This window comes from Acidisoma sp. L85 (assembly GCF_009765865.1).
Taxonomy (GTDB): Bacteria; Pseudomonadota; Alphaproteobacteria; order Acetobacterales; family Acetobacteraceae; genus Acidisoma.
On record NZ_LMUQ01000061.1, the window covers coordinates 467,555 to 491,450 of the forward strand.

A 23,896-nucleotide genomic window follows, 5' to 3' on the forward strand; every position below is an offset into this window, starting at 1 on the left:
ACACATGAAGAAGACCGAAGTTTTCCAGTCCGCGGAGACAGTGCCGAATAGCGATGGCCGCAGGGCATTCTTGCAGAAGGGCGGACTGGCTAGCCTGGCTGTGGGCGGCTCAATGCTGGGATTGCTCGACGTGCCCCGGGCCTTTGCGGATACCGCCGATGCCACTTCGGTGGTTCCAAGCCTGCCGCCCGAGGTGCAGAAATATTACGAGATGGTCACCACCACGCCGCTCGGGCCGAGCATTTACCGTGACTTCAAACCGAAGAAGTCGGCGCCCTGGCTGATTGGCTATGCGAGTTCCTTTGGCGGCAATACCTGGCGCATCGGGGCGAGAACGGAACTGCAGGAGGTTCTGCTCCCCAAATACAAGGCGGCCGGGCTGGTCAAGGATGTCATCACGACGGAGGCCAATCTGGATCTGTCGAAACAGATCCAACAGATCCGGCAGCTCGTCGACCAAGGCTGCGACGCTATCATCACGATCGGTGCAGCCCATACCGCGCTGAATGGCGCCATCAAATATGCCTATGACCATGGCGTGCTCTTTGTGGCTCTCCAGGGTGGCGTGTCATCGCCTTACGCGCTGCAGGTCAGCGGCAATTATGCGCTCTGCGGAAAGTTGCAGGCTCAGGCGCTGGGTAAGCGGATGGGTGGCAAGGGCAAGGTGCTGATCGTTCAGGGCATTCCGCAGGCACAGGCGAGCAACGATTTCCAAAAGGGTCACGAGGCAGGCTTGAAGGAATATCCGGACATCAAAATCGCCGGAACAGTTGCGGGCAACTGGGTGGACTCGGTGGCCAAGACCGCGGTGTTGCAGTTCCTCGCGACGCATCCGGCGGCGATCGGCGGGATCGCCGCGCAATCTCCGGGCGATCTCGGCGCGATGAGCGCATTGCAGCAGGCGGGACGGCCGATCGTGCCGATTACGGCCGGCGGAGAAATGGGTCCGCTCGCTTATTGGCGTGACAATCCTGAATGGATCGACCTGACCTATCAGGGCTGGCCGCCCGGCAACGAAATGCAGGAGGGATGGGAGGTGATGCTGCGAACGCTGCAAGGCCAGGGGCCGAAGATCGCAAGCATCATGATCGGGCCGGGACCGATCACGCATGGCGACCTCGCCACTTTCCTGCCCCCCGGCACGACCACTTCCTCCAATGAATGGGTCTCGCCGCCGTACCAATCCTGGTTCCCGACCAAGACGATGGATATGTATTTCGAGCGGCCGGCTGATCCGTTGCAGGGAAAGGGCTGATCCTGAGCGAGGATGTGACCACAATTGCCAAGCCGGGCGTCTCCCAGACGCCCGGTGCCGAGGTTGTGACGGTGCGTGCGGTCAGCAAGTCTTTCGGTGAGGCGCGCGCGCTGCGATCCTGCTCCTTCTCCGCCCGGGCCGGCGAGGTTCATGCGCTTGTCGGCGAGAATGGCAGCGGCAAGAGCACCATGGCGAAGCTTCTCGCGGGGGTACTGCATCCGGACACGGGCAGCGTGACGGTGAATGGCGAACAGCCGATTAGTCCACACGTGGCGAAGGCCATGGGAATTGCCGTGGTTTTCCAGGAGATCCTTGTCGCCGAGGGCAGCACTGTGCTGGATAACCTGTTTCTCGGCGATGACGGGTTTTTCCGCGCGCGGCTGCCGCAGCGGGAGAAGCGCAAGCGGGCGCAGGATTTGCTGAACCGGCTCGTCGGGTCGGAAGTCGATCTCGACGCGAATGTGGATGAGCTGTCGCTCAATACGCGACAATGGATCGTCATCGCGCGGGCATTGCTTGGCACGCCGCGCGTAGTCGTCTTTGACGAATCCACCGCGGCGCTAGATCATTCGAGTGTGGAGCGGTTTTTCGAGGTAGTGCGGGGTTTGAAGGACTCTGGCGTTTGCGTGCTGATCGTCACTCATCGCATCCATGAACTGACCGCCATTTGTGACCGTGCCACGGTGCTGAGCGACGGGGCCGATGTTGGCACGCTGGTGGGAGGGGAGATCACGGAGGCGAAGCTGTTGGAGATGATGCGCGGTAGGACGCAATCCGACGCGCCTTTGCGGCCCTCGCATCAGCTTGCGGCGCGCGGCACAAAGGTACACAAAGAAGAAGCGCTGGTGGCTGTCGGGGTTAGACTGACGCCCGACGCCGCTCCGATCGATTTTGCCATTCGCGCAGGCGAGATCGTTGGCTTGGCTGGGCTTGAGGGCCATGGACAGGTCGAGTTTATTCAGGTCCTCACCGGCTTCAAGCGGCCTGTCGCGGGACAGATCCATGCCATTGCCGGTGGCGAAAGACACCCGATTGACTCCGCCAAATCAGCCGATCGCGCGAGGGTTGCCTATATTCCGGGGGACCGGAAGGCGGAGGGCTTGTTCCCCAATCTGTCGGTGTTCGAGAATTTTGGAATTTCCCGTTACCGCCCGACAGCACGGGCGGGTTTCATCGACCGAGGCAAGGTCCAACGGATGTTTCTCGAGCAGGTCAAGGACCTCTCGATCCGCCTAGGCCGGTCCAATGCACCGATCAATTCGCTCAGCGGCGGCAACCAGCAGAAAGTCGTTATCGGCCGGTCATTGGCGGCGGCGCCCTTGGTGATCGCGCTGAACGATCCGACTCGCGGAGTCGATATCGGCGCGAAAAACGACCTCTACGTTCTGCTGCGCAGTCTCGCAGAGGAGGGCAAAGCCGTATTGTTTCTCTCCAACGAAATCGAGGAGTTCGTAGGACTCTGCGACAGGGTGGTGGTGTTCCGGCTGCAGAGCGTTTTCGGCACGCTCGAGGACGGGGCGGTCACGAGTGATGGAGTGCTGGCGGCGATGTTCGGGTATAGCGATACTGAAGGACTAGATGGTGGCCGACGCTAAATGGTCTGCCGGGCGACTTATCCGGCAAAGGTCGCTGAGAACGCCGGTTATACTTCTTGTCATTCTGCTGGTCATCGCGGCATTTCACGGGCCGCACCTCTTCACATCGGATGGACTTGCAGGCGGCCTTGTCGGCGCCGCCCCGCTGATGCTCGCAACCCTGGCGATGACCCCTATTGCCATCGCCGGACCAGCGGGTGTGGATCTCTCGATCGGCCCGGCGATGACGCTGATAAATATCGCGATCGTGATGGGCCTGCCGGAAATCGGATTGTCGAGCCCGCTGGCCGTTTTTGCCTGCGCGATCGGGCTCGGCGTTCTGCTGCAAGTGGTGATGGGAACGCTGATCGCGGTGCTTCGGGTGAGCACGGTGGTCGTGACGCTCGCAGTCTATCTTGTGCTCGACGGCATGAACAGCGTGATCCTGCCACAGTCCGGCGGAACGGCTCCCGACTGGTTGGCGAGCTGGGGCTCGGCATCCACGATATTCTCGCTCGTTCTCTACGTGCCGCTCGCCGCTTTTGTCTTGTGGGCGCTGGTGTCTCGGACGACGTTTTTCCGCAATATTCGGCTGATGGGTGCAAATGACCGCACCGCCTTCGTCAGCGGTATCCCGCTGATCCCGACGCGGATCGGCGCGCATGTCGTCGCCGGTGTTTTCGTCGGCATCGCCAGCGTTATGTACACGGGGCTCATCGGCTCCGCCGATCCCACCGCCGGCACGCCTTATACTTTGAGCGCAGTTACGGCGCTTATCATTGGTGGCGCGAGCCTCGGCGGCGGCCATGCGAAGGGTTTGGGTTCCGTGCTTGGCGCGATCGACATCTGGCTTATTTCCTATGTGCTTTCGACGTTTAATTTCGGGCTCGATGCAAGCTACTGGGTTCAGTTCACGACGGGAGCCGTGCTGGTCGCGTCTTTGATCGCGGGCGGACTCCTGACCGGCAGCTCCCGACCGCGGTTGGCTAGGTGGAGAAAGCGTCGGGGCGGCCAGGCCGAGCCAGGAGTTTCGTGATGAGAGCGATAGTGGGGCAGCACGGTAGTAGTGTGATGGCGAGTGTCGTTCTCCTGGCACTCGTGGTGTTCGGTGCGGTTTCGATCGATGGATTCTGGTCGCTCATCAATCTGCGCTCCAGCCTGGTCTTCGCCTCGTTTCTTGGCGTGGCGACGGTCGGCCAGACACTTTGCGCATTGATCGGCGGCCTCGACTTGTCCATCCCGTTTGTTGTCGGCGCCGCGAATGTCGGCTTGGTGAAGTTACTGAATGATGGCCTACCCTCCCCTGTCGGGATTGTGGTGGTCTTTGTTCTTGGGGCGTTGATCGGTGCCTTTAACGGCGTCCTGAGCCATCGTCTGCGCGGGCAATCGTTGGTGGTGACCTTGGGCGTCGGCAATGCGGTGTTGGGTCTGATACAGATTCTCGTGAGCAGCGGCGGAAATTCCGGCATCTCGGGTGGTACGATTCAGGGCGCGGTGCCTCAATGGCTGCAGAGTTTCGCGACGGCCAATCACACAGTCGGCATCGCGCCTGCGGTTATCCTTTGGGCAGCGCTTGCGGCGCTGAACATTGTTCTGCTGCGTCGCACCTGGCTTGGTAGAAGCCTGTATGCTCTAGGTGGCAATCGAGTGGCAGCTGATCGCGTGCAGATATCGGGTCCATGGACCTGGACACTTGTTTTCGCCGCAAGTGGCGTGACCGCGGCGATGACCGGAGTTTTGCTGCTTGGTTATACCGGGAGCGGCTACGCGGGAGTTGGCGATCCTTATCTGTTCACCACCATCGCGGCCGTGCTGATCGGCGGAACCTCGCTGGTGGGTGGCCGCGGCGGCTACGGTCTGACTGTTCTCGGCGTGCTTATCCTGACGGTTCTGCAAACGATCCTGTCGGGCTACAGTCTCTCGTCATCTGCGCAAGAGGCGATCCTCGGGCTGCTGATCATTCCGGCTGTCGCGCTCTACGCCCGAAGCCCACATCCGCGCATGCAGATTTAGCACGGCGTCTCGTGCGTTGCGGCTGACGTTAAGCCGAACCCACTCGCAATTTCACCAGTCTTAGTCTGGAACTCCTGCTTTGTGGCTTGGATAGTCTTGACAATCTTCGAGCGTTGTCCCATAAGAGTTCGCTGCATTTGTTGCGAGAAAACATCAAAAATAAGTTCGGGGAGAATGGGAAGGTGACCGCCATCACGAACAGCGAGCGCTTTTACGAACTTGTGCCAAAAGGCGCGAAGGTCGAGCGTCTCGGCACAGGATTCACTTTCACCGAGGGGCCGGTCTGGAACCGCGCCGGCAAATTCCTCTTATTCAGCGATATGCCGGGCGACACTCGGCGGCGCTGGGATGCCGCGAAGGGGGTGACTGAGGTGGCGCGGCCCTCGAATAAGGGTAACGGCATGACCTATGAAGTCAGCGGTGATCTGCTGATTTGCGAGCATGCGACCAGTAGCCTGATCAGACAGCGGACCGATGGGAGCCGTCAAACGGTCGCTTCCCATTTCGAGGGTAAGGAACTGAACAGCCCGAACGACGTTGTGGTCGCGTCGGATAAGAGTGTCTATTTCAGCGATCCGACATACGGGCGGATGCCGGTCTTCGGTGTTGAGCGCAAACAGGATCTTTCGTTCCAGGGTGTCTATCGCGTGCAACCCTCCGGCGAGAAACTCCAGCTGCTTGTCAATGACTTCAGCCAGCCGAATGGGCTTTGCTTCTCGCCGGACGAATCGCTTTTGTATATCAATGACAGCACACACGCGCATATTCGGGTCTTCAAGGTCGCTGCTGACGGAACCATTGATAGTGGCGCGATCTTTGTGGACAAGGTTGGATCTGGAGCACTCGACGAGGGTATTCCCGACGGGATGAAGTGTGACGCCAACGGGAACGTCTACGTCACAGGGCCGGGTGGCGTTTGGGTTATTAGTCCGCAAGCAGAAGTGCTCGGCCGGATCGAGGTTCCGGAGAATGTCGGAAACCTCAACTGGGGCGGCGATGAATGGAATACACTGTTCATTTGCGCATCGACGTCTCTCTACAAGATCGATCTGAACGTGAGCGGCAACCGCCTTCCCTATATGACCTAGGAGGAAGTGACGATGGCGACAGAAGAAGCACTCCGGATCAAACCATCTTCCGCGGCCCTGATCATCCAGGACATGCAGAATGACGTGATCGGCGAAGGAGGCGCATTCGCGGGCTCCGGCTCGCCAGCGCATGCGAAGAGCCAGAATGCGGTGGCCAATGTCGCGCGACTTGCGAAAGAGGCTCGCGCGCTCAACATCCCCGTCTTCCATATCCACTATATTGTCGAGGCCGGGGCGAAGGGGCTCAAACTCAATGCTCCGCTCTACAAGGGGATCAAAGAGGCGAATGCCGTCGTGCGCGGTAGCTGGGGTGCAGCGGCTGTTCCCGGGCTCGAACCCCAGGAAGGCGACTTCATTGTCGAAAAAATGCGGATGAACGGCTTCTGCGGAACGAAGCTGGAAAGCCTGCTGCAAGGCTTCGGCGTTGAGACCGTCATCATCACAGGCGCTTGGACCAATATGTCGATCGAGCACACCGCGAGGCATGCCGCGGATCTCGGCTACGAGGTCGTTGTCGCGAGCGACGGCACCTCGACGGTCAATGACGAATGGCAGCGTGCCGGGCTCAACTACGCCCTGACGAATGTCGGCCGGACGCCGACTTGTGCGGAGATCATCTCGGCGCTACGGGGATAAGGACGAGGCGGAAGCAGAGTCTTGGCCTGAGCCGGAGCGCAGAGCATGACAACGACTACACCGGATCTCCTCCGGCTCTATGCGGAAAGCGATGCGCTCCGGCTAGCTGAACTGGTCAAGACACGACAAGTTTCCTCGTCGGAACTTGTCGAGGCCGCCATCAGCACGATCGATTCACTCAATCCGAAATTGAATGCGGTGGTGATCGAGACTTTCGATCTCGCGCGTCAGATGGCGACGCAAGCCAGCGGCGGACCCTTCGCCGGTGTGCCGTTTCTGCTGAAAGATATCGGTTCGATGTGGGAGGGCACGCGGCTCACCGCCGGGCTCGCTTATCGCAAGGATTTTGTTTGCGGCTTCGACTCCGAAATGGTGCGGCGCATAAAAGCAGCTGGGTTTATTCTCCTCGGCCGAACCAACGTTCCCGAGAATGGCTGGTGCATCGCTACCGAGCCAAGGCTCTATGGGCCAACGCTCAATCCTTGGAACACTGCGGTGACGCCCGGCGGGTCCAGCGGCGGCTCTGCGGCAGCCGTTGCGTCGCGCATGGTTCCCATTGCCGAGGGGACGGATGGCGGCGGGTCGATCCGCGTTCCCGCGTCCTGTTGCGGTCTGGTGGGCCTCAAGCCGTCGCGCGGGCGGATCACCTATGGACCGGCCGATGTCGAGATTTGGTTTGGCAGTGTGTTTTTCTTCGCGCTCACCCGCACCGTTCGCGACACCGCCGCGTATCTCGATGCGACTGCCGGTACGCTGCCGGGCGATCCCTATACCCCTCCACTGCCGGCCAAATCCTGGCTCGACGGTATCGGAGACCGCCCAAGGCGCCTCCGAATCGGGTTTACGCTGACGACGCCTTGGGGTCCCGAATTCGCACCGGAAGTGGCACGCGCGGTCAAGGAGACCGCCGTGCTGCTCGAAAGTTTAGGGCATAACGTCGAGGAATATGATCTTACGACCGATCTCGGATCGGCTTGGCTCGACTACAACCGGATGAATTCGGTGCAAACCGTACTGGAATTCGACGAACTCGCGAAAACCACCGGACGGCAGGTCGAAGAGTCGGATCTCGTGCCCTTGAATTGGTCAATGCTGGAGCGAGGGCGATCACTCTCCGCATCGGAATACGCGGCCAGCGTATCGGCCATTCGTAAGGCCAATCAGCGGATTCAGATGGAACTCCACCCCTATGACGTCTTCCTGACGCCGACGCTCACGCAGCTTCCGCGCCCCGTCGGCTATTGGGACATGAACGAAGCCGATTTCGATCGTTATAATGCCAAATGGACTGATGCCGCCTTCATGTTCGCCTTCAACCTGTCGGGCCTACCGGCAATGTCGGTGCCCGCGACCTGGACGGAGGAGCAAATTCCCGTCGGGGTGCAGTTTGTCGGCCGCTATGGCGATGAGGCCACGATCCTTGGCCTTGCCGCACAGGTCGAGGAGGCGCGGCCCTGGCTGACACGGCGCCCCAGGGTCTGCGCCAACTTCTAGGAGGCTTCGCCCCCGTCAGCAGATAGGCTATAGCGGTGCTCCGCGACGGGCGCGCCAGGGACAGAGCCACTTGTCTCCCGGCTTGAACCCTGCCGCCAGAACCAAGGAGGATGGTGATGATATCCCGTCGGACTCATTTGACACTCGCAGCAGCACTTGCAGCCTCGATGATTCTAGCGGCCGATCCGGCGGCCCGCGCGGCCAGTGATGAGCAGTCGACCGTTAACCACGCGCTGGGCACGTTGCAGGATCTCGAGGGCGACAAAGAATTCGGAAACGCGAAGCAGCTGCTGCGCCGGGCGCGCGCCGTGCTTATCGCTCCACGGATATTCAAGGCCGGTTTCTTCTTCGGCGGCGAGGGCGGACAGGCGGTGCTGATGACGCGCGGCGCGCACGGCTGGAGCGACCCCGCCTTCTATACTGTCGCCTCCGCGAGCTTCGGCTTGCAGATCGGGGCCCAGCAATCCGAGATGATTATGTTCATCATGAGCGAGAAGGCATTGCGGGCGCTCATGCGGGACAAATTCAAGATCGGCGCGAATGCGGGAATTGCAGTGGCAACGCTCGGTTCGACCGTTGAGGGCGCGACCACCGCCAATGTCGGCGCCGATATTGTTGTGTGGGCGTCTTCGTCCGGCGCCTATGCCGGTGTCAGCCTGAACGGCACGCTGGTGAAGCCAAACCGGGATGACAATGCCAGTTACTATGGCCGGCCCGTGACCGTAACCGACATCGTTGTCTCGCGCAGGGTGCGCAACCCCGCGGCCGCCCCGCTAGTGCGGACGCTGAACGCGCTGTAAGGCGCTCCGCGCGACGTTATCGGTGCGGCTTGGCGATCGGTTCCAGGCCGCACCAATTGGCGATGGCTAGTGCCAGGGTGCGGGTGACGCGGTGCAGAGAGGCTAGGCTCACACTCTCGTCGATACCGTGCGCGCCGTCGCCGTCCGGCCCGTAGCAGGTCACCTGCGTGTCGCTGTAAAGCGCGTAGAAGCGTGCGTCGGTCAAGGCGAGAGCGCAGTAAGGGCGAACCGGCTCGTCGTTGAGGCTGAGGTGAACCTCCTGCACCAGACGGGCGATCGGCTGTTCGGGCGGCAGCAGGCAGGCATCCGCCGTGAAGCCACGGAACACAAGATCCAAGGTGATTCCGGTAAGTCTTGGATCCGCGCCAGCCGAGGCTACGACCTCGCGGATATCCTGCTGCACCTGACGGCAGGACCGTCCGAGCATAACTCCGACACGCAGGCCGATCTTCGCGCGTGTCGGCACGGAGCTGTTCCACTCGCCGCCCTCGATCGTGCCGAAATTGACGTTGACGGGATGCGCCTCGCCGGCGAAGGCCGGATGGATCATGCCCTTCTCGTTCATGCGCGCTTCGTAGCGGCGGAAATGCTCGACCACGACATAGGCGGCGTCGATCGCGTTGATGCCGCGCTGCATCTGGCGGACATGGACCGGGCGGCCGGTGACCGTGACCCAAGCCCAAACCACTCCGACTTCCGATACCCACAGCGCGTCCCAGCCGGGCCCTGGCTCCGGGATGATGCAGCCCTCAGGCTTCGGCAACGCCAGCATGGTGGCGAGGGCGCCGTTGCCGGTGCATTCCTCCTCGATCACGGCGGCAAGTTGCAGTTCGGCGGCCGGCTGCATCCCGGCTCGACGGAGCGCTGCCACGGCGGTGAGAATTGCGGCGTGGCCGGCCTTCATGTCTCCCGACCCACGGCCATAGAGCCTACCGTCGCGGATTGCGGGGTCGTAGGGCGGGCTTGCCCAAAGATCGGCCGCACCCTCATGCACGACATCGAGATGGCCTTGCAGCAGCAGGCTGCGGCCGGTCACGTTACGCGGGCGATGAACCGCCGCGACATTGGTGCGACCGGCGTACGACATCATGGGCGGCGAGAAGCCCGGATGATCGGTGAGTTTTTCTTCCTCAATCGGGATGAAATGCGGCGCGAGGCCGAGCGCCTCGTACATCGACGCCATTTCCTCGATGCAGGGCTGCTCGTTTCCGAGAATGCTGCGATGCCTCACAAGCCGTTTCAGCAGATCGGCCGAATGGTCCTGAAGAGAATCGACGGCGTCGAGGATATCTTTCTGTACGACGGTGTCGATCGGTGCTGCGGTGCTCAAGGTGATGCGGTTCTCCAGTGTCTCGGGGCTCGGCGCGTTGTTCAATGCATCCGTGGCGTCTTTAGAAGTGAACGCCGATCTATCGTCGCGACGGGCACATTCAGCCTTCGCTCGCCCCGCTGGACCGTGAGCGTCACCCGCGCGCCTGCTGGGCCGCAGGCCCATACGCCGCGCCATAGGGCGGCCAGGTCGGTGATCTCCTTGCCCTCAACCGCCAGAACGCGGTCGCCGGTATGGAGCCCGGCACGATCGCCCGGTCCGCCGTCGGCGAGGCCCCCGATCATCACCGTGTCGTCATCCTCCATGGCGTAAATGCCGAGCCAAGGGCGCGCGGGCCGGAGGACCTGACCGTAGCGGCGCAAATCATCGAGGATCGGGTGCAATTCGCCGATCGGCACGATCATATTCATGTCAAGGCGGCGACCCTCGGCGTCACCCTGCTGGAGAATGAGCGAGCCGACGCCCAAGAGTTCGGCATCCTTGCCGATCAGCGCGCCGCCTCCCCAGAAGGGATGCGCGGGCGCGGTGAAGATCGCGTCATCCAGCAGGTATTCCCAGTAGCCCGCGAATTCCTGGCGGCCAACGACTCTGGTCTCGATCGCCCGGCGCCGGCCGCCTGCTGAGGCGAAGAGGACGGCCTCGCCCAGGGCGGCTTCGCCGCTGTCGCCGAGTTCGAGCTTGGGTAGCCCCAGCTTGCCCAACGGCTGCACGAGGCCGAACCCGGTCTCCCCGTCGAAGGCCAAGGCATGCCCCGGCACCGCGCGGCCATCCGCGGAGGTGATCCAGATCGTTTCCGCCTCCATGATGAGGTAGCCCATGGTGAGCAACAGACCATCATCGCCGATGACGATGCCCGAGCCCTCTCGCTCGGTTCCCAGGGCCGAGGCGGTAAAGGCGTCCGAGGGCGCGGTGGAGCGTAGCCCGACCACGGCGCTCAATACGCCATCGAGGTCGAAGGCATAGTCCGCCGGGTTCGGTTGAAGGTCTGTGGGGATATCCCTGTTCTTGGCCATGAGCGGGTTTTGGCATACCGCCGGTCCCCTCGACCAGGGGCTTTGGACATAGGAGCAGGTGCCATTCGCGAGAGCACCTAGCGCCAAAGTTCGGGACGAGCGTTTGGTCGCCTCGATGGGCGGCTAAGACATCAGCCGTCGATCGGCTCGCCACTGCCAGGTAGCTGAGACTTAGACCTTCAGTTTGCCGTGGCGGGGCCAGGGACGGCTCCCGCGCCCGCCGTGACCGTGCCATTGGATTGAGGGATCGCGACAGGTGCGACGACGACAGGCACTATTCCCTGCCGCTTGGTGATTCCAAGCTGCCGGGCGGTCGCGCTTGTCACATCGACGGCCCGGCCGTTGACGTATGGCCCGTGGTCTTCGACCGTCACCACGGCTGTGCGGCCGTTCTGGAGGTTGGTCACCTTGGCAACCGTTCCGAGCGGGAGGGATTTGCTGGCCGCCGCGTGGCCCTTCTGGTCGAACGCTCGTCCGTTCGCCATTTTGTGGCCCTGAAAGCGTGGTGCATAGACTGAGGCTTTGCCTAGTTGCTTGCGACCGGAATGGTCCTCGACGATGCGATGGCCGCCCGGCGGTCGTACCGCGGGCTCTCGCGCGAGTTTGCGCGCCTTCCGCTGCACTTCCGGGTTGCTGGTATCGAGAGCTGCCGTATTTGCGAGCGTCGTCGTCACTGATTTTGAACTACCACTGGTTGTATTCGAGTTTCGAGCACAAGCAGCGGAAGCTGCCAATCCACAAACGATCACCGTGATGCCGATATAAATAGACGATCTGTGCAAAAACCTCGTGACCTTCGGGTGATCTTCCATCGGCGAGTCCTCATCGTTTGCAGCGATCCCACGGATCCCGACTTGCCAACAACACGAACATCTATGGGGAGACGATCTTACTATTCAACCGATTACACTGAAGGATTTCGATGCCGCGGTGCTATGGTGCTCGCCCTTACATCGAGGCAGCCGTGGCTGACACCACATCGATCATCGCCTTGCTCGAGGGCGTCTGCGACGCTTTCAACGCGCACGACCTCGACCAAGTAATGAAGTTTTTCGCCGAAGACTGCATTCTGCTGATGCCTCGCGGCCCCGACCCTCATGGGCGCCGCTATGAGGGCAAAGCCGCCGTCCGCGAGGGGCTTGCCACGCGCTTCGCCGGCCTGCCCGATGTCCACTTCGGCCAGGCTACCCACTATGCCTGCGGCGACACCGGTATCTCAAAATGGACCATCACTGGCACCACGCCCTCCGGTGAGCAGATCGAGGCACTCGGTTGCGACTTCTACACATTTCGTGAAGGTGCTGTGATCGCAAAGGACTCCTACTGGAAACGCGTCGAACCAGCGTAACAATCTGACTGCGTCGCCGCCACGACGTGCAGCAAGCGATCTTGAGCCTTATTCGGGTCGTGGTCGTCGGGCCCGCAAGTAGCGACCAAATACTGCGTCGTGACTGCCGTCCGGCGATATCGACGCCTTCAACAACAAGATGGAGGGGCCGGTGTGCTCGGCGAACGAACACAGCCGGGTTAGGCAATCTGAGCGCGCCAGTGATCCCGATGGGCGCGCAATACTTTAGCCATCGAAAGAGGCGGCAGGGCCGCGGCTGGCGCTTCGGGCGGCACCGGTTCTCCCGCAAGCCACAGCACCGCCGCTCCGATGCCGTGTCGGGTACCGCCAAGCGAGACAAGATCAGCCGGCCGCAGGGCCTGAAGAAGGCGGCCAAAAAGCGGGTTCTCCGCGAAGGGGCCGTCCACCAGGATCGCGCCGGTGGTGCACAGACGGTCGAGGATGAGGTCGGCCATAAGCGCGCAGTAGAGGGTAGCCAGCGCCGCGCGGGCCGGTGCCTCCAGCGCTTCCGCAGCCTCGAGCTGCCCGGTGCGGCCCTGGAATGGGCCGCCCAAGGCAAAGCTCGGCAGCGCCTCGGCGCCGGCCGCCACTACCGCCGCCAAGCCGGCCTCGGTCGGTGGCACGCCACGCGCAGCCTCTCCGGCAATCACCGCGTATTCGCGGCCGCCCATGAAGCGCGCGGTGGCGGTGGGTTCGCCCAGTGCATCGACATTGGCAAGCATGTCGTCGCTTTCGCGCAGCCGGGAAAGATCGGCGCCCTTGGCCAGCACGATGCACCAGGTTCCGCTGGAGACGACCGTGAAGGCGTCGCCATCCGGCCGCGCCACGCGATGCGCGAGATAGGAGGCATTCGAGTCATGAATGCCGCAGATCACGGCGCAATCCTTCGGCAGCCCGGTCGCCTCCGCGATCTCCTGCCGCAGCGGGCCGAGCGCGGCGCGCGCGGGGCGCAGCGGCGGCATCAGCGCCGCCCAGCCCTGGCGGAGCACGAGATCCGAGAAGGTCGCGGCAGTCGGGTTCCATAGATCGCTGTGACAGCCGAGTGATGTCACCTCGCTCGCCGTGACGCCCGAAAGGCGCCACGACCAGTATTGCGGATAGGTGAGCACGTAGCGGGCGCGCAGGAACAGCGCGGAAGCCTCGTTCTGCAGATGGTAGAGCTGCGTTCCGAGGTTGAGGCCGGCGGGTAGTGCCGGCGACAGCGTTTGGGCGAAGGGATCGCGCAGGCGGGTGTATTCGCCGCGCAGACGGTCGAAGCTGGTATCCTCGTAATCCGGCGCCGCAAGCACCTCGCCCTCGCCGTCCACCAAGACCAGTGCCGCGCCATGGGCGATGGGGAGGATCGCGGAGACGCGCCCCCGTTCCGGCAAGTCGCGGAGTTGGGCGAGCAGCCAGTTCTCGATCCCGAAAATATCGAGTTCCGTCTTCAGCACCGGCGCATTACGGCTCAGAATGGCGGCCGAGGCGCGTTCCGCCGACCAGACCGTGCGGCCGGACGGCGCCTCCACCAGCATGAGCTTAGTGTTGGTCTTGCCGATATCCAGAACCGCGACGAGCGACGTCATGAACTCAATCGAGATGGAACATGGGATCGAGCGGCGTCGCGACCGGCGAGCCGTCCTCGTTGGTCTCCATGATATCGCGCATATGCGCCCACCAGCGCCGCATCACGGGATGCGCCGGCAAAGCCTCCATGTGGTGATCGGGCGTGTGCCGCAGCACGGCGAAAAGCGCGTTGCTCTCCTCGTCGAGAAAGATGCTGTAGTCGCGGATGCCGCTTTCGTGCAGCAGCGCCGCGAGTTCGGGCCAAATCTCCTCGTGGCGGCGGCGATATTCCTCGGCATTGCCGGGAAGGAGTCGCATGCGGAAAGCGATCTGGTTCATGGAACCTCTCAGCGCGAGCGTCTTCGGCCGGAATAGCCGAGCACCGAGGAGAGAGCCACCACCGCGATGAGCAGCCCGCCAGTGACGATGGACAGCACGATGCCCGGCACATTGAGCAGCGACAAGCCGAAGGTCACCAGCCCGATCAGCAGCGCCGCCAGCACGACGCCCATGATCGAGCCCTGGCCGCCGTCGATCGAGATGCCGCCGAGGATCACCATCGTAATGATGTCAAGTTCCCAGCCCATCGCGATCGAGGGCCGCGTGGAGCCGAGGCGCGAGGTCAGCAGGACGGAGGCGAGACCGGCGAAGAGGCCGAGTGTCGCGAAGATCCAGAACTTGTATTGATCCACGCGAATGCCGGCGACGCGGGAGGCGATGGGATTGGCGCCAATCGCGAAGATTCGCCGGCCGATGATGGTGCCATGCAGCAGCACCGCGAACAGGATCGCGAGCCCGCCGAACAGCACCAGCTCAAAGGAGATCGGCCCCACGACATAGCCTTGGCCGAAATAGGCGAAGTTCGGTTTGTAGGCCTTCAGCACGCCGTCCCCTACGATGGCATAGGCAATGCCGCGATAGAGGCTGAGCGTGCCGATGGTCGCGACAATGGATGGCACGCGGAAGAACGTGACGAGCACCGCGTTGAAGCAGCCTGCCAGAAAGCCGATCACGATGCCGGTCAGTACAACGAGAGGTGTGCCGTGGCCTGCCGCCGCGACCTCGCCCATCACCACCGAACACAGCGCCATGGTGCTGCCGACGGAGATGTCGATTTCGCCGGCGATGATGAGCAACGCCATGGGGAGTGCCACGATCGCGCGCTCGGTGAAGTTGAAGCTGGCGTCGGAGAGCGTCCAGGGATCGAGGAAGTATTTCGAGATCCGCGCGTTGAACAAGAAATCCGCCAGCACGACGAGCGCCAGCAGCACTTCCCAGCGCAGCAGCTTGCGCCAGGCGGGATTGCGGCGCGGCGCCGTCTCCGTGGCCACGGGCAGGACGCTGCTCATGCCCCGGCCTCCGACTCTTCGAGAATTCGGCGGCCCTCATGCCGCCGGGCACCGGCATTGAGAACGACGGCGACAGTGATGACGAGGCCGCTCACCGCCATCTGCCAGAAGGGCGAAATGCCGACCACGGGCAGCGCGTTCTTGATGATGCCGAGGAACAAACCGCCAAGCACCACGCCAACCACGCCGCCGACCCCACCGGTGATCGAGACGCCGCCGATGACGCAGGCGGCGATGACCTGAAGCTCGAAGCCCGAGGCGACATCGGTATAGGCCACCGCGAAACGCGCGACCCAGAGATAGCCGGCGAGGCCCGCGATGGCACCGGAGAGGACGAAGGCGAGGAATTGCATGCGGCCGACATCGATGCCGGCATAGGCGGCAGCATTCGGGTTGTTGCCGGCGGCGTAGAGGTTGCGGCCGGACACGCTGAAACGGAGGAACAGAAAAGCCGCGACCGCGACCAGAAAGCCGATCCAGCTCAGCACGCTGACGCCCAGGATCGGCACGCGCACCAGCCCGAGGAACATCGGCGACATCTGGCCGCTATTCACCCAGGCGCCGCCCGAAACGATATAGACGAGGCCGCGATAGGCCGAGAGCGTGCCGAGCGTCACCACGATCGATGGGATGCGCAGCTTCCACACAAGAATGCCATTGAAGGCGCCCAGCACTGCGCCCATCACGATGGCGATCACGATCACCGGCAGCATGCCCGCGCCGGGATGCGCCGCATTGAACAGCGCCACCACCATGCCGGTAAGCGCCGCATTGGCGGCCACGGAGAGATCGACGCTGCGGGTGAGCAGCACGAACATCTCGCCGACCGCCAGCATGATGAGCAGCGCCGTGTCGTCCAGCAGGGACTTCACGTTATCGACTTCGAGGAAGGGCGGAAAGGCGAAGGACACGGCGGCGAGCAGCAGCAGCGTCAGCAGGCCGAGACCAACGACATGCGGCAGGCGGCCGATCCTCGTGCCAAGTCCTACGCGGGCGCTGTGGGTCTCACGCATCGGTCGCGGCCCGGACGATGGCCTCGGCGGTGGCTTCCACGCGATCGAAGAGTGCGGCGACACGACCGCGACGCATGACCAGCACGCGATCCGCCATGCCCAGCGCCTCCGGCAATTCCGATGTGACCATGATGATGCCGAGACCCTGCGCCACCATTTCCCCCATTAGCCGATAGACGGCGGTCTTGGCGCCGACATCGATGCCCTTGGTCGGCTCGTCCATGATGAGCACGCGGGGATGCGTCGCCAGCCATTTGGCGATCACGACCTTCTGCTGATTGCCGCCGGACAATTCTTCCAACCGCTGCGCGATGCCGGAGGTTTTGATCTGCAACTGCGAGACATATTCGTCCGCGAGTTTGCGTTCCTCGCCGCGTCGCGTGAAGCCGAAACCGGCGAGACGGGAGAGGCTGGGCAGCGCGATGTTGTCGTTGATCGAGAAACGCAGAATGCCACCGGAAATCTGCCGATCCTCCGGCACGAAACCGAGACCTTGGTCGATCGCGTCCTCGGGCGAACGGATGACGAGCTTGCGGCCCTCCAGCGTAACAGTGCCCGCATCGGCGCGGTTGAGGCCGAAGATGGTTTGCATGACCTCGCTGCGGCCAGCGCCGACGAGGCCGTAGACGCCGAGGATTTCGCCCCGTCTCAGCCCGAAGCTGACATCGGCGAATTCACGGCCGCGCGACAAACCTTCGACGCGGAAAAGCTCCTCGCCGATCGGCACGACGGCTTTGGGGAAAACCTGGTCAACCGAACGCCCGACCATCAGTGTGATAAGCTCGTCACGCCCGACATCGCTGACGAGGCCCTGCCCCACTGCCGCGCCGTCGCGGAAGACGGCGTAGCGGTCGGCGATTTCGAAGACCTCATCGAATTTGTGGCTGATGAAGAGGATCGCGCGGCCCTCCGCCTTCAGCCGGTGCACGATGGTGAAGAGTTCCGCGACCTCGCGATGCGAGAGCGCTGCCGTGGGCTCGTCCATGATCACAACACGCGCTTCGTGGGACAGCGCGCGGGCGATCTGCACGAGGTGTTTCTGCGCGACGCTGAGCTGGCGCATCGGCATGGCGGGATCGATGCGCGGGTCCAGCTCGGCGAGCAGTTTGCTCGTCTGCCGCCGCATCTCCGCCCAATCGACCATGCCGTGGCGGCGCGGGCGTTCGGTGATGAAGATATTCTCGGCGACCGAGAGATCGTCGAAGACCACCGCTTCCTGGTGGATGGCGCTGATGCCGAGTCGATTGGCGGCATCGGCGGAGGGGATGCGCACCACCTCGCCGCCGAGGGTGATGCTGCCCTCGTCGGCGTGATGCACACCGGTGAGGATTTTCACCAGCGTCGATTTGCCCGCACCGTTCTCGCCGATGAGCGCCGTCACCTCACCCGGATAGAGCGTGAGTTCGCCCTTCACCAGCGCACGCACGCCAGCGAAATGCTTGGTCACACCCGTCATGGTGAGGATCGGAGCGGTCATCGTTGTGGCACCCCGTCATGCTCGGCGAAGGCCGGGCATCCATGCCTTTGTTGTGACGAAGAAGGCGTGGATGGCACGCCTTCGCGTGCCATGACGATTTGCATTGGCGAGGCTAAATTCACGAACGCGACTTCCTCAAAAAACCTTCGCGAACTGCTCGACGTTGGACTTGTCGTAGGTGAAGGGGACGGCCATCGCGCCGACACCCTTATCGTCGAAAGCGATGCTGCCCATGCGGCCGGCAGGCAGGCTGGAGCCCGGACCCTTGGCGCCGCGCACCAAATCCACGGCGACCTCGATCGTCGCGTAGCCCAGATCGATCGGGTTCCAAATCGCGAAGCTTTTGATGGAACCCGCCATCACATGGCCCGCGCATTCGGACGGCAGCCCAAGGCCAGTGACATAGACCTGGCCAACTTTCTTCGCATCCTCGACCGCCTTGGCGCTGGCGACGATGCCGACGGAGCTCGGCGAGACGATGACCTTGAGATCGGGGTATTTCTGCAGCAGCGCGGTGGCCTCGCGATAAGAATCATCGGCGAGGTCGTTGCCATAGGTGATGGAGACGAGATCGAGGCCGGGGTAATTCGGCAAATCGCCCTTCATTACCGCGATCCAGGCATTCTGGTTGGTCGAAGTGGGCGTCGCGGAAACCAGCGCGATCTTGCCCTTGCCATCCGGCAGCGCCGCCGCCGCGAGCTTGTTGAGCGCCTTGCCGATCAGCTCATCCGAGGACGGCGCGAGATGGACAATGCGACCCTCGGGGCTCACCGCGGAATCATAGGAGATCACCTTGATCCCCCGTGCGAGCGCGCGCTTGCACACCGGCACCAGCGCATCGGGGTCATTGGCGGAAATGGCGATCGCATCGACATGCTGCGCGATGAGCGCCTGAATGACCTCGATCTGGCCCTCTGCCGTGGTCGTGGTGGGACCGGTGAAGATCACCTGCACGTCGCCCAGCGCCTTGGCGGCTTCGTTGGCACCCTTGTCGACGGCGACAAAAAAGCCATTGCCGAGCGATTTCGCGACGAGGCCGACACGGATTGTGCCGGCGGCGCGGGCGCGGCTCGATATCGCGGCAGGTAGCGTCGCGGCGGCCGCCATCATGGCACCAGTCTTCAAAAGCGTTCTGCGATCCATGTCGTTTCCCCTGAGTTTCTTGAAGTCACGCGGTTCTTGCAGGCACGTTCTCTCAGATGCACGCGCCGTCAGGCAACATGCAGCAACTCTCCGCCCGCTGCGCCCTCGGCCGAGACGGTGATGACCGTCACGCCGGCATCGCGCAGCATCTGCAATTCCTCCTCGGCGGCGCCGGCATCGGTGATGACCGTCGCGATACGCGCCAGCGGCACCACGACCATGGCGGAACGCTGCCGCAATTTGCGGCTATCCGCCATGATCACCAGCCGCTCGGCGCATTCCAGCAGCTTCATCTCCGCCTGAACAATGAGCGGATCGGTTTCCATCATCCCGAAACTATTGAGGCCGAAGCAGCCGGTGAACAGCATGCTGCCCCAAAAATGCTTGGTGGTGTCATTGGCGAAAGGGCTCAGCACAACGCCCTGCTCGGGATAGATCGTGCCGCCGGGAATGGTGATGCGGTTGCGGCTCCGGCGCATGAGTTCGGTGGCGATCGGAAAGGAATTGGTCAGGATGTCCAGCGTGCGGTCCGCGAGAAACTCCACCATGCGATAGGTGGTGGTGCCGCCATTGATCACCACGCTGTCGCCATCACCGATCAGCGCCGCCGCCGCGCGGGCAATGGCGCGCTTTTCAGCGAAGCAGACCGCCTCCTCCACCGCAAAGTGCCGGGCGCCTAAGTGAGTCTGGTGGCGCGGGTGGATCGCCTCGGCGCCACCGCGCACGCGCCGCACCTCGCCGCGATCGGCCATGGCGGCGATATCGCGGCGGATCGTGGCTTCCGAGGCCTCAAGCAAATCCACCAGCTCGGCGATCGCTACCACGGAGCGATCCTCGACCAGCCCACGGATTATACGATGGCGCTCAGTTTCGAGCATCCCAGACGTGTTCCCTCTCGAATTACTCCCAGGAAGCGGGAAGTCCTTCCGAAGGTCAAGCGAAAATGACGGAAAATGACGGAAAATGATTGAAGCCTGTTACGGGCGGGGGTAGGAATGGCGCGCCGTAGGGAGCAATCCTGGCGGCCACATGCGGGAGGATACAAGAATGGACGTCGCGGAGCGCGGCTTGCTGCTCGAGAATCGCTGGGACGATGCCGTCGCGGCCTCGCTGAGCCCGGAGGCGCTTCTGGTCTATCGCTCGAACCTGCTCGGCTCGGATAAGCGCATCACCAATTACGGCGGCGGCAATACCTCGTCCAAGCTCGACGAGCGTGATCCGCTGACCGGCGAGACGGTCAAAGTGCTCTGGGTCAAGGGCTCGGGCGGCGATATCGGCAGCATGAGGCTGGATGGTTTCGCGACGCTCTACATGGACAAGCTTATCTCCCTGCAAGCAATTTATAAGAGCGACGCGCAGGAAGACGAGATGGTGGGGCTTTATAACCACTGCACCTTCAATCTCAATCCACGCGCCACCAGCATCGACACGGCGCTGCACGGCTTCATCGATCGCCCGCATGTCGATCACGTGCATCCAGACGCTATCATCGCCATTGCCGCTTCCGCCGATAGCCGCAAGCTCACGCAAGAAATCTACGGCGATACCGTGGGCTGGGTGCCCTGGCGCCGGCCGGGTTTCGAGCTTGGGCTTTGGCTGAAGAAGTTCACCGAGGAAAATCCCAAGGCGCGCGGCCTCGTTCTCGAAGCGCATGGGCTTTTCACTTGGGGCGATACGCAGAAGGAATGCTACGAGACCACGCTCGACGTCATCAATCGCGCGACCGAATTTCTGACGAAACACAGCGCCGGCAAATCAGCCTTCGGCGGCGAGCGGATCAAATCCGCCATGCCGGAGAAGCGGCGTGCGGTGGCGGCGGGGCTGATGCCGGTGATCCGTGGCCTTATCAGCAAGAACGGTCCATTCAAGCTCGGCCATTTCGACGACTCGCCGGAGGTTCTGGAATTCGTCGGCAGCCGGGATCTGGCTACACTGGCGCCGCTCGGTACTTCCTGCCCCGACCATTTCCTGCGCACCAAGATCGCACCGCTTGTGCTCGATTTCGACCCCGGGACGCAGGAGGTCGCCGATCTGCTGCCGGGCCTGCCCGAGGCGCTGGAAACCTATCGCGAGGGCTATGCCGCTTATTACAATCGCTGCAAGCGGGCCAATAGCCCGGCCATGCGTGACCCCAATGCGGTGGTCTACCTCATTCCCGGCATCGGCATGCTGACCTTTGCCGCCGACAAGGCGACGGCGCGGATCGCCGGCGAGTTCTACCGCAACGCCATCAATGTGATGCGTGGCGCCACCACGGTCTCCGTCTATCGCGGCCTGCCGGAGCAGGAGGCTTTCGACATCGAATATTGGCTGCTGGAGGAAGCGAAGCTTCAGCGCATGCCGAAACCCCGAGCCCTGGCCGGCAAGGTCGCCTTCATTACCGGCGGCGCCGGTGGCATCGGCATGGCTTCGGCGCGGCGGCTGATGCAGGATGGCGCCTGCGTCGTGCTCTGCGATATCGATCGCGGGGTATTGGAAACCTCGCGCGGCGAATTGGCGAAAAGCTTTGGCGCCGATGCGGTCAGCACCGTTTGGGCCGATGTCACGAAGGAGGATGCGCTGGTCGCCGCCTTCCATGAAGCGGCGGCGGCTTTCGGCGGCCTCGATATTTGCGTCTGCAATGCCGGCATCGCATCGGCCTCGCCTTTGGAGGACACAACGCTCGCGATCTGGCAGAAGAATATCGACATCCTCGCGACCGGCTATTTCCTGACCTCGCGCGAGGCCTTCCGCACGATGAAGGAGCAGGGTCTCGGCGGCTCCATCATCATGATCGCCAGTAAGAACGCGCTCGTCGCGTCGCCCGGCGCCGCCGCCTATTGCACCGCCAAGGCCTCGGAACTGCATCTCTCCCGCTGCGTCGCGCTGGAAGGCGCGCCCTTCGGCATCCGCTCCAATGTCGTCAATCCGGACGCCGTGCTGCGTGGGTCGCGCATTTGGAAAGGCGAATGGGGCGAGCAGCGGGCGGCCAGCTACAAGACGGAATCCTTCGACGATCTGGAAGCGGTGTATCGCGAGCGGTCCCTGCTCAAACGCAGCGTCTATCCCGAGGATATCGCCGAGGGCGTTGCTTTCTTCGCCTCCGAGATTTCCTCCAAATCCACCGGCAACATCATCAATGTCGATGCCGGCAATGCCAACGCCTTTACCCGGTGAGCATCATGGATCAGGTCACAACCCCCGCACTCGACCAGGATTTTTTGGCCCAGCAGAATGCGCCGCTGACGGCAGCGCTTGACGACGAATACGACGCGCTCGGCCGCGCGCTGCAGCGCCGCGGCATCGATATCGAGCGCATCACCGATACCGTCTCGGCTTTCGCCGTCGCGGTGCCGAGCTGGGGCGTGGGTTCCGGCGGCACACGTTTCGCGCGCTTTCCGATGGGCGGCGAGCCGCGCGGCATCTTCGACAAGCTGGAGGATTGCGCTGTCGTGAACCGCATGACGGGTGCCACCCCCACCGTGTCGCCGCATTTCCCCTGGGACGAAACCACGGATATGGCGGCGGTGCGGGAGGCGGCGTCCTCGCTCGGTCTCGGCTTTGATGCCGTCAATTCCAATACTTTCCAGGATCATCCCGGGAATACGCTGCATCCGCTGTCGTATAAATACGGCAGTCTTAGCCACACGGATCCGGCGGTGCGGGCGCAGGCCGTGGCGCATAACATCCGCTGCGCCGAATTGGGTGAGGTGCTTGGCTCCAAGTCGCTCACGGTATGGATTGGCGATGGCGCCAACTTCCCCGGCCAGCAGCATTTCGGCCGCGCCTTCGAGCGTTATATCGAGAGCGCCAAGGCGATCTATGCGGGCATCCCCGGCGACTGGAAGCTGTTCCTGGAACATAAGATGTTCGAGCCGGCTTTCTACGCGACCGTGATCCAAGATTGGGGTTCTTCGTTGCTGGCGGCCCAGGCGATAGGCGAGCGGGCGCTGTGCTTGGTCGATCTCGGGCATCATGCGCCGAATGTGAATATTGAGATGATCGTTTCCCGGCTTATCCATGCGGGGAAGCTTGCCGGCTTCCACTTCAACGATTCGAAATATGGTGATGACGATCTGGATGCGGGGGCGATTGAGCCTTACCGGCTGTTCCTGGTCTTCAACGAGTTGGTTGAGGCGGCGCGCGCCGATGCCGGTTTCGCGCCCTCCTATATGCTCGACCAGTCGCATAACGTGACCGATCCGATCGAGAGCCTGATGACCAGCGCGGTCGAGGTGCAGCGCGCCTTCGCTCAGGCGCTGCTGGTGGATCGCGGCGCGCTGGACGGCTTCCAGGACGCCAACGACCCGATGATGGCGAGCCAGACGCTCAAGCGCGCTTTCACGACCGACGTACAGCCGATCCTGGCGATGGCGCGGTCCCGCAAGGGCAGCGCCATCGACCCGGTGGCCGCTTACCGCGCGAGCGGGTATCGCGCGGCGGTGACGCGGATCCGGCCGGCGAAGAGCGGGGGGTCGGGGGGGATCGTGTAGGGAGAGCTACGAGCTATAAAAGCCAAGTAGCATTCGGCAAGCTTTTGTTAGGAATGAGAAGCTAATTTGACCATTGTCATGGGAGTGGGCGCGGTTGGCCGGGTACAGAGTGGATAACGCTGCCGACCGCTATTTGCTGATTAATATTCCCTCCCCCTATTTCAACCCATATGGAGAAAAGGAACTCGACCTCTTTAAGACCTATATTGTTCCTAATCCGGCTTTTGTGGGTTTGCCGCCTCCCCCACCGCCAAGGATCAATTTCTCTCAAAGCCCCGCCTCTCCGCATTCTTTGCCCTGCAGTCCAATCAACAACGGCTACCCCTTCATCGATCGGCCGAGCACT

General features: G+C 62.7%; 21 protein-coding genes. 11 read left to right on the top strand and 10 right to left on the bottom strand.

Going from position 1 to position 23,896, the window contains the following annotated elements; genetic code table 11:
* Nucleotides 1–4: 4 nt before the first annotated feature.
* The 8 genes from GSQ83_RS20605 to GSQ83_RS20635 all read left to right on the top strand — a co-directional run bounded on the left by GSQ83_RS20605 (nucleotide 5) and on the right by GSQ83_RS20635 (nucleotide 8,860).
* The gene (locus tag GSQ83_RS20605; protein WP_158804728.1) at nucleotides 5–1,255 is read left to right on the top strand and encodes a substrate-binding domain-containing protein; all 1,251 of its coding nucleotides are present in this window, start codon (nucleotides 5–7) and stop codon (nucleotides 1,253–1,255) included.
* 14 nt (nucleotides 1,256–1,269) lie between these two features.
* Entirely contained in the window at nucleotides 1,270–2,850 is a 1,581-nt protein-coding gene (locus GSQ83_RS20610; protein ID WP_216850389.1) for a sugar ABC transporter ATP-binding protein, read from the top strand.
* Nucleotides 2,834–3,865, top strand: coding sequence for an ABC transporter permease (locus tag GSQ83_RS20615; RefSeq protein WP_158804729.1), 1,032 nt, complete (start codon nucleotides 2,834–2,836; stop codon nucleotides 3,863–3,865). Before GSQ83_RS20610 ends, GSQ83_RS20615 begins: the two co-directional genes overlap by 17 nt.
* A complete protein-coding gene (locus GSQ83_RS20620; protein ID WP_158804730.1) occupies nucleotides 3,865–4,842 on the top strand; it encodes an ABC transporter permease in 978 nt (325 codons plus the stop codon). Before GSQ83_RS20615 ends, GSQ83_RS20620 begins: the two co-directional genes overlap by 1 nt.
* Before the next feature lie 182 nt (nucleotides 4,843–5,024).
* On the top strand, nucleotides 5,025–5,930 hold the full coding sequence (locus GSQ83_RS30050; RefSeq protein WP_216850390.1) for an SMP-30/gluconolactonase/LRE family protein: 906 nt from the start codon (nucleotides 5,025–5,027) through the stop codon (nucleotides 5,928–5,930).
* A gap of 12 nt (nucleotides 5,931–5,942) precedes the next feature.
* Complete coding sequence (locus GSQ83_RS30055; protein WP_216850392.1) at nucleotides 5,943–6,566, top strand: cysteine hydrolase; 624 nt, start codon at nucleotides 5,943–5,945, stop codon at nucleotides 6,564–6,566.
* Between the two features lie 45 nt (nucleotides 6,567–6,611).
* Nucleotides 6,612–8,060, top strand: coding sequence for an amidase (locus GSQ83_RS20630; RefSeq protein WP_158804731.1), 1,449 nt, complete (start codon nucleotides 6,612–6,614; stop codon nucleotides 8,058–8,060).
* A gap of 116 nt (nucleotides 8,061–8,176) precedes the next feature.
* Complete coding sequence (locus GSQ83_RS20635) at nucleotides 8,177–8,860, top strand: lipid-binding SYLF domain-containing protein (RefSeq protein ID WP_158804732.1); 684 nt, start codon at nucleotides 8,177–8,179, stop codon at nucleotides 8,858–8,860.
* A 16-nt stretch (nucleotides 8,861–8,876) separates the two neighbouring features.
* On the opposite strand, the gene GSQ83_RS20640 is transcribed toward GSQ83_RS20635, so the two are convergent.
* From GSQ83_RS20640 to GSQ83_RS20650, 3 genes are all read right to left on the bottom strand, one after another.
* Nucleotides 8,877–10,235 carry an ArgE/DapE family deacylase gene (locus tag GSQ83_RS20640; protein WP_174246685.1) on the bottom strand — a complete coding sequence of 453 codons (1,359 nt, stop codon included), beginning with the start codon at nucleotides 10,233–10,235 and terminating at the stop codon, nucleotides 8,877–8,879.
* A complete protein-coding gene (locus tag GSQ83_RS20645; protein ID WP_158804734.1) occupies nucleotides 10,232–11,203 on the bottom strand; it encodes a S1C family serine protease in 972 nt (323 codons plus the stop codon). The genes GSQ83_RS20640 and GSQ83_RS20645 overlap by 4 nt, the downstream gene beginning before the upstream one ends.
* A gap of 179 nt (nucleotides 11,204–11,382) precedes the next feature.
* Nucleotides 11,383–11,877, bottom strand: a complete 495-nt coding sequence (locus GSQ83_RS20650; protein ID WP_254065808.1) for a septal ring lytic transglycosylase RlpA family protein — start codon at nucleotides 11,875–11,877, stop codon at nucleotides 11,383–11,385.
* A gap of 290 nt (nucleotides 11,878–12,167) precedes the next feature.
* Between GSQ83_RS20650 and GSQ83_RS20655 the strand changes: the two genes are divergently transcribed.
* On the top strand, nucleotides 12,168–12,551 hold the full coding sequence (locus GSQ83_RS20655) for a nuclear transport factor 2 family protein (RefSeq protein ID WP_216850393.1): 384 nt from the start codon (nucleotides 12,168–12,170) through the stop codon (nucleotides 12,549–12,551).
* Nucleotides 12,552–12,730: 179 nt separating this feature from the next.
* Here GSQ83_RS20655 and GSQ83_RS20660 read toward each other — a convergent pair whose 3' ends face one another.
* From GSQ83_RS20660 to GSQ83_RS20690, 7 genes are all read right to left on the bottom strand, one after another.
* Complete coding sequence (locus GSQ83_RS20660; RefSeq protein WP_158804737.1) at nucleotides 12,731–14,116, bottom strand: FGGY-family carbohydrate kinase; 1,386 nt, start codon at nucleotides 14,114–14,116, stop codon at nucleotides 12,731–12,733.
* Between the two features lie 4 nt (nucleotides 14,117–14,120).
* Nucleotides 14,121–14,435 carry an L-rhamnose mutarotase gene (rhaM, locus tag GSQ83_RS20665; RefSeq protein ID WP_158804738.1) on the bottom strand — a complete coding sequence of 105 codons (315 nt, stop codon included), beginning with the start codon at nucleotides 14,433–14,435 and terminating at the stop codon, nucleotides 14,121–14,123.
* 8 nt (nucleotides 14,436–14,443) lie between these two features.
* Entirely contained in the window at nucleotides 14,444–15,445 is a 1,002-nt protein-coding gene (locus GSQ83_RS20670) for an ABC transporter permease (RefSeq protein WP_158804739.1), read from the bottom strand.
* On the bottom strand, nucleotides 15,442–16,458 hold the full coding sequence (locus GSQ83_RS20675; protein ID WP_158804740.1) for an ABC transporter permease: 1,017 nt from the start codon (nucleotides 16,456–16,458) through the stop codon (nucleotides 15,442–15,444). Before GSQ83_RS20675 ends, GSQ83_RS20670 begins: the two co-directional genes overlap by 4 nt.
* Nucleotides 16,451–17,935 carry a sugar ABC transporter ATP-binding protein gene (locus GSQ83_RS20680; RefSeq protein WP_158804741.1) on the bottom strand — a complete coding sequence of 495 codons (1,485 nt, stop codon included), beginning with the start codon at nucleotides 17,933–17,935 and terminating at the stop codon, nucleotides 16,451–16,453. The genes GSQ83_RS20675 and GSQ83_RS20680 overlap by 8 nt, the downstream gene beginning before the upstream one ends.
* Nucleotides 17,936–18,070: 135 nt before the next feature.
* On the bottom strand, nucleotides 18,071–19,078 hold the full coding sequence (gene rhaS, locus GSQ83_RS20685) for a rhamnose ABC transporter substrate-binding protein (RefSeq protein ID WP_158804742.1): 1,008 nt from the start codon (nucleotides 19,076–19,078) through the stop codon (nucleotides 18,071–18,073).
* Nucleotides 19,079–19,146: 68 nt separating this feature from the next.
* Nucleotides 19,147–19,956 carry a DeoR/GlpR family DNA-binding transcription regulator gene (locus GSQ83_RS20690; protein ID WP_158804743.1) on the bottom strand — a complete coding sequence of 270 codons (810 nt, stop codon included), beginning with the start codon at nucleotides 19,954–19,956 and terminating at the stop codon, nucleotides 19,147–19,149.
* Between the two features lie 169 nt (nucleotides 19,957–20,125).
* Between GSQ83_RS20690 and GSQ83_RS20695 the strand changes: the two genes are divergently transcribed.
* Both GSQ83_RS20695 and rhaI read left to right on the top strand, forming a co-directional pair.
* Nucleotides 20,126–22,234 (top strand): bifunctional rhamnulose-1-phosphate aldolase/short-chain dehydrogenase, encoded by a 2,109-nt coding sequence (locus GSQ83_RS20695; RefSeq protein WP_158804744.1) that lies wholly within the window; start codon nucleotides 20,126–20,128, stop codon nucleotides 22,232–22,234.
* A 5-nt stretch (nucleotides 22,235–22,239) separates the two neighbouring features.
* Nucleotides 22,240–23,550, top strand: a complete 1,311-nt coding sequence (gene rhaI, locus GSQ83_RS20700) for an L-rhamnose catabolism isomerase (protein ID WP_158804745.1) — start codon at nucleotides 22,240–22,242, stop codon at nucleotides 23,548–23,550.
* The last annotated feature ends 346 nt before the right edge of the window (nucleotides 23,551–23,896 follow it).

What these genes read in the sequence shown, in the direction of transcription:
- GSQ83_RS30055 (WP_216850392.1), top strand. Translation starts at nt 5,943, where the DNA reads ATGGCGACAGAAGAAGCACTCCGGATCAAACCATCTTCCGCGGCCCTG.
- GSQ83_RS20635 (WP_158804732.1), top strand. Translation starts at nt 8,177, where the DNA reads ATGATATCCCGTCGGACTCATTTGACACTCGCAGCAGCACTTGCAGCC.
- GSQ83_RS20680 (WP_158804741.1), bottom strand. Translation starts at nt 17,935, where the DNA reads ATGACCGCTCCGATCCTCACCATGACGGGTGTGACCAAGCATTTCGCT.
- GSQ83_RS20670 (WP_158804739.1), bottom strand. Translation starts at nt 15,445, where the DNA reads ATGAGCAGCGTCCTGCCCGTGGCCACGGAGACGGCGCCGCGCCGCAAT.
- rhaM (WP_158804738.1), bottom strand. Translation starts at nt 14,435, where the DNA reads ATGAACCAGATCGCTTTCCGCATGCGACTCCTTCCCGGCAATGCCGAG.
- rhaS (WP_158804742.1), bottom strand. Translation starts at nt 19,078, where the DNA reads ATGGATCGCAGAACGCTTTTGAAGACTGGTGCCATGATGGCGGCCGCC.
- GSQ83_RS20620 (WP_158804730.1), top strand. Translation starts at nt 3,865, where the DNA reads ATGAGAGCGATAGTGGGGCAGCACGGTAGTAGTGTGATGGCGAGTGTC.
- GSQ83_RS20605 (WP_158804728.1), top strand. Translation starts at nt 5, where the DNA reads ATGAAGAAGACCGAAGTTTTCCAGTCCGCGGAGACAGTGCCGAATAGC.
- GSQ83_RS20630 (WP_158804731.1), top strand. Translation starts at nt 6,612, where the DNA reads ATGACAACGACTACACCGGATCTCCTCCGGCTCTATGCGGAAAGCGAT.
- GSQ83_RS20675 (WP_158804740.1), bottom strand. Translation starts at nt 16,458, where the DNA reads ATGCGTGAGACCCACAGCGCCCGCGTAGGACTTGGCACGAGGATCGGC.
- GSQ83_RS20695 (WP_158804744.1), top strand. Translation starts at nt 20,126, where the DNA reads ATGGACGTCGCGGAGCGCGGCTTGCTGCTCGAGAATCGCTGGGACGAT.
- GSQ83_RS20660 (WP_158804737.1), bottom strand. Translation starts at nt 14,116, where the DNA reads ATGACGTCGCTCGTCGCGGTTCTGGATATCGGCAAGACCAACACTAAG.
- rhaI (WP_158804745.1), top strand. Translation starts at nt 22,240, where the DNA reads ATGGATCAGGTCACAACCCCCGCACTCGACCAGGATTTTTTGGCCCAG.
- GSQ83_RS20645 (WP_158804734.1), bottom strand. Translation starts at nt 11,203, where the DNA reads ATGGCCAAGAACAGGGATATCCCCACAGACCTTCAACCGAACCCGGCG.
- GSQ83_RS20615 (WP_158804729.1), top strand. Translation starts at nt 2,834, where the DNA reads ATGGTGGCCGACGCTAAATGGTCTGCCGGGCGACTTATCCGGCAAAGG.
- GSQ83_RS20690 (WP_158804743.1), bottom strand. Translation starts at nt 19,956, where the DNA reads ATGCTCGAAACTGAGCGCCATCGTATAATCCGTGGGCTGGTCGAGGAT.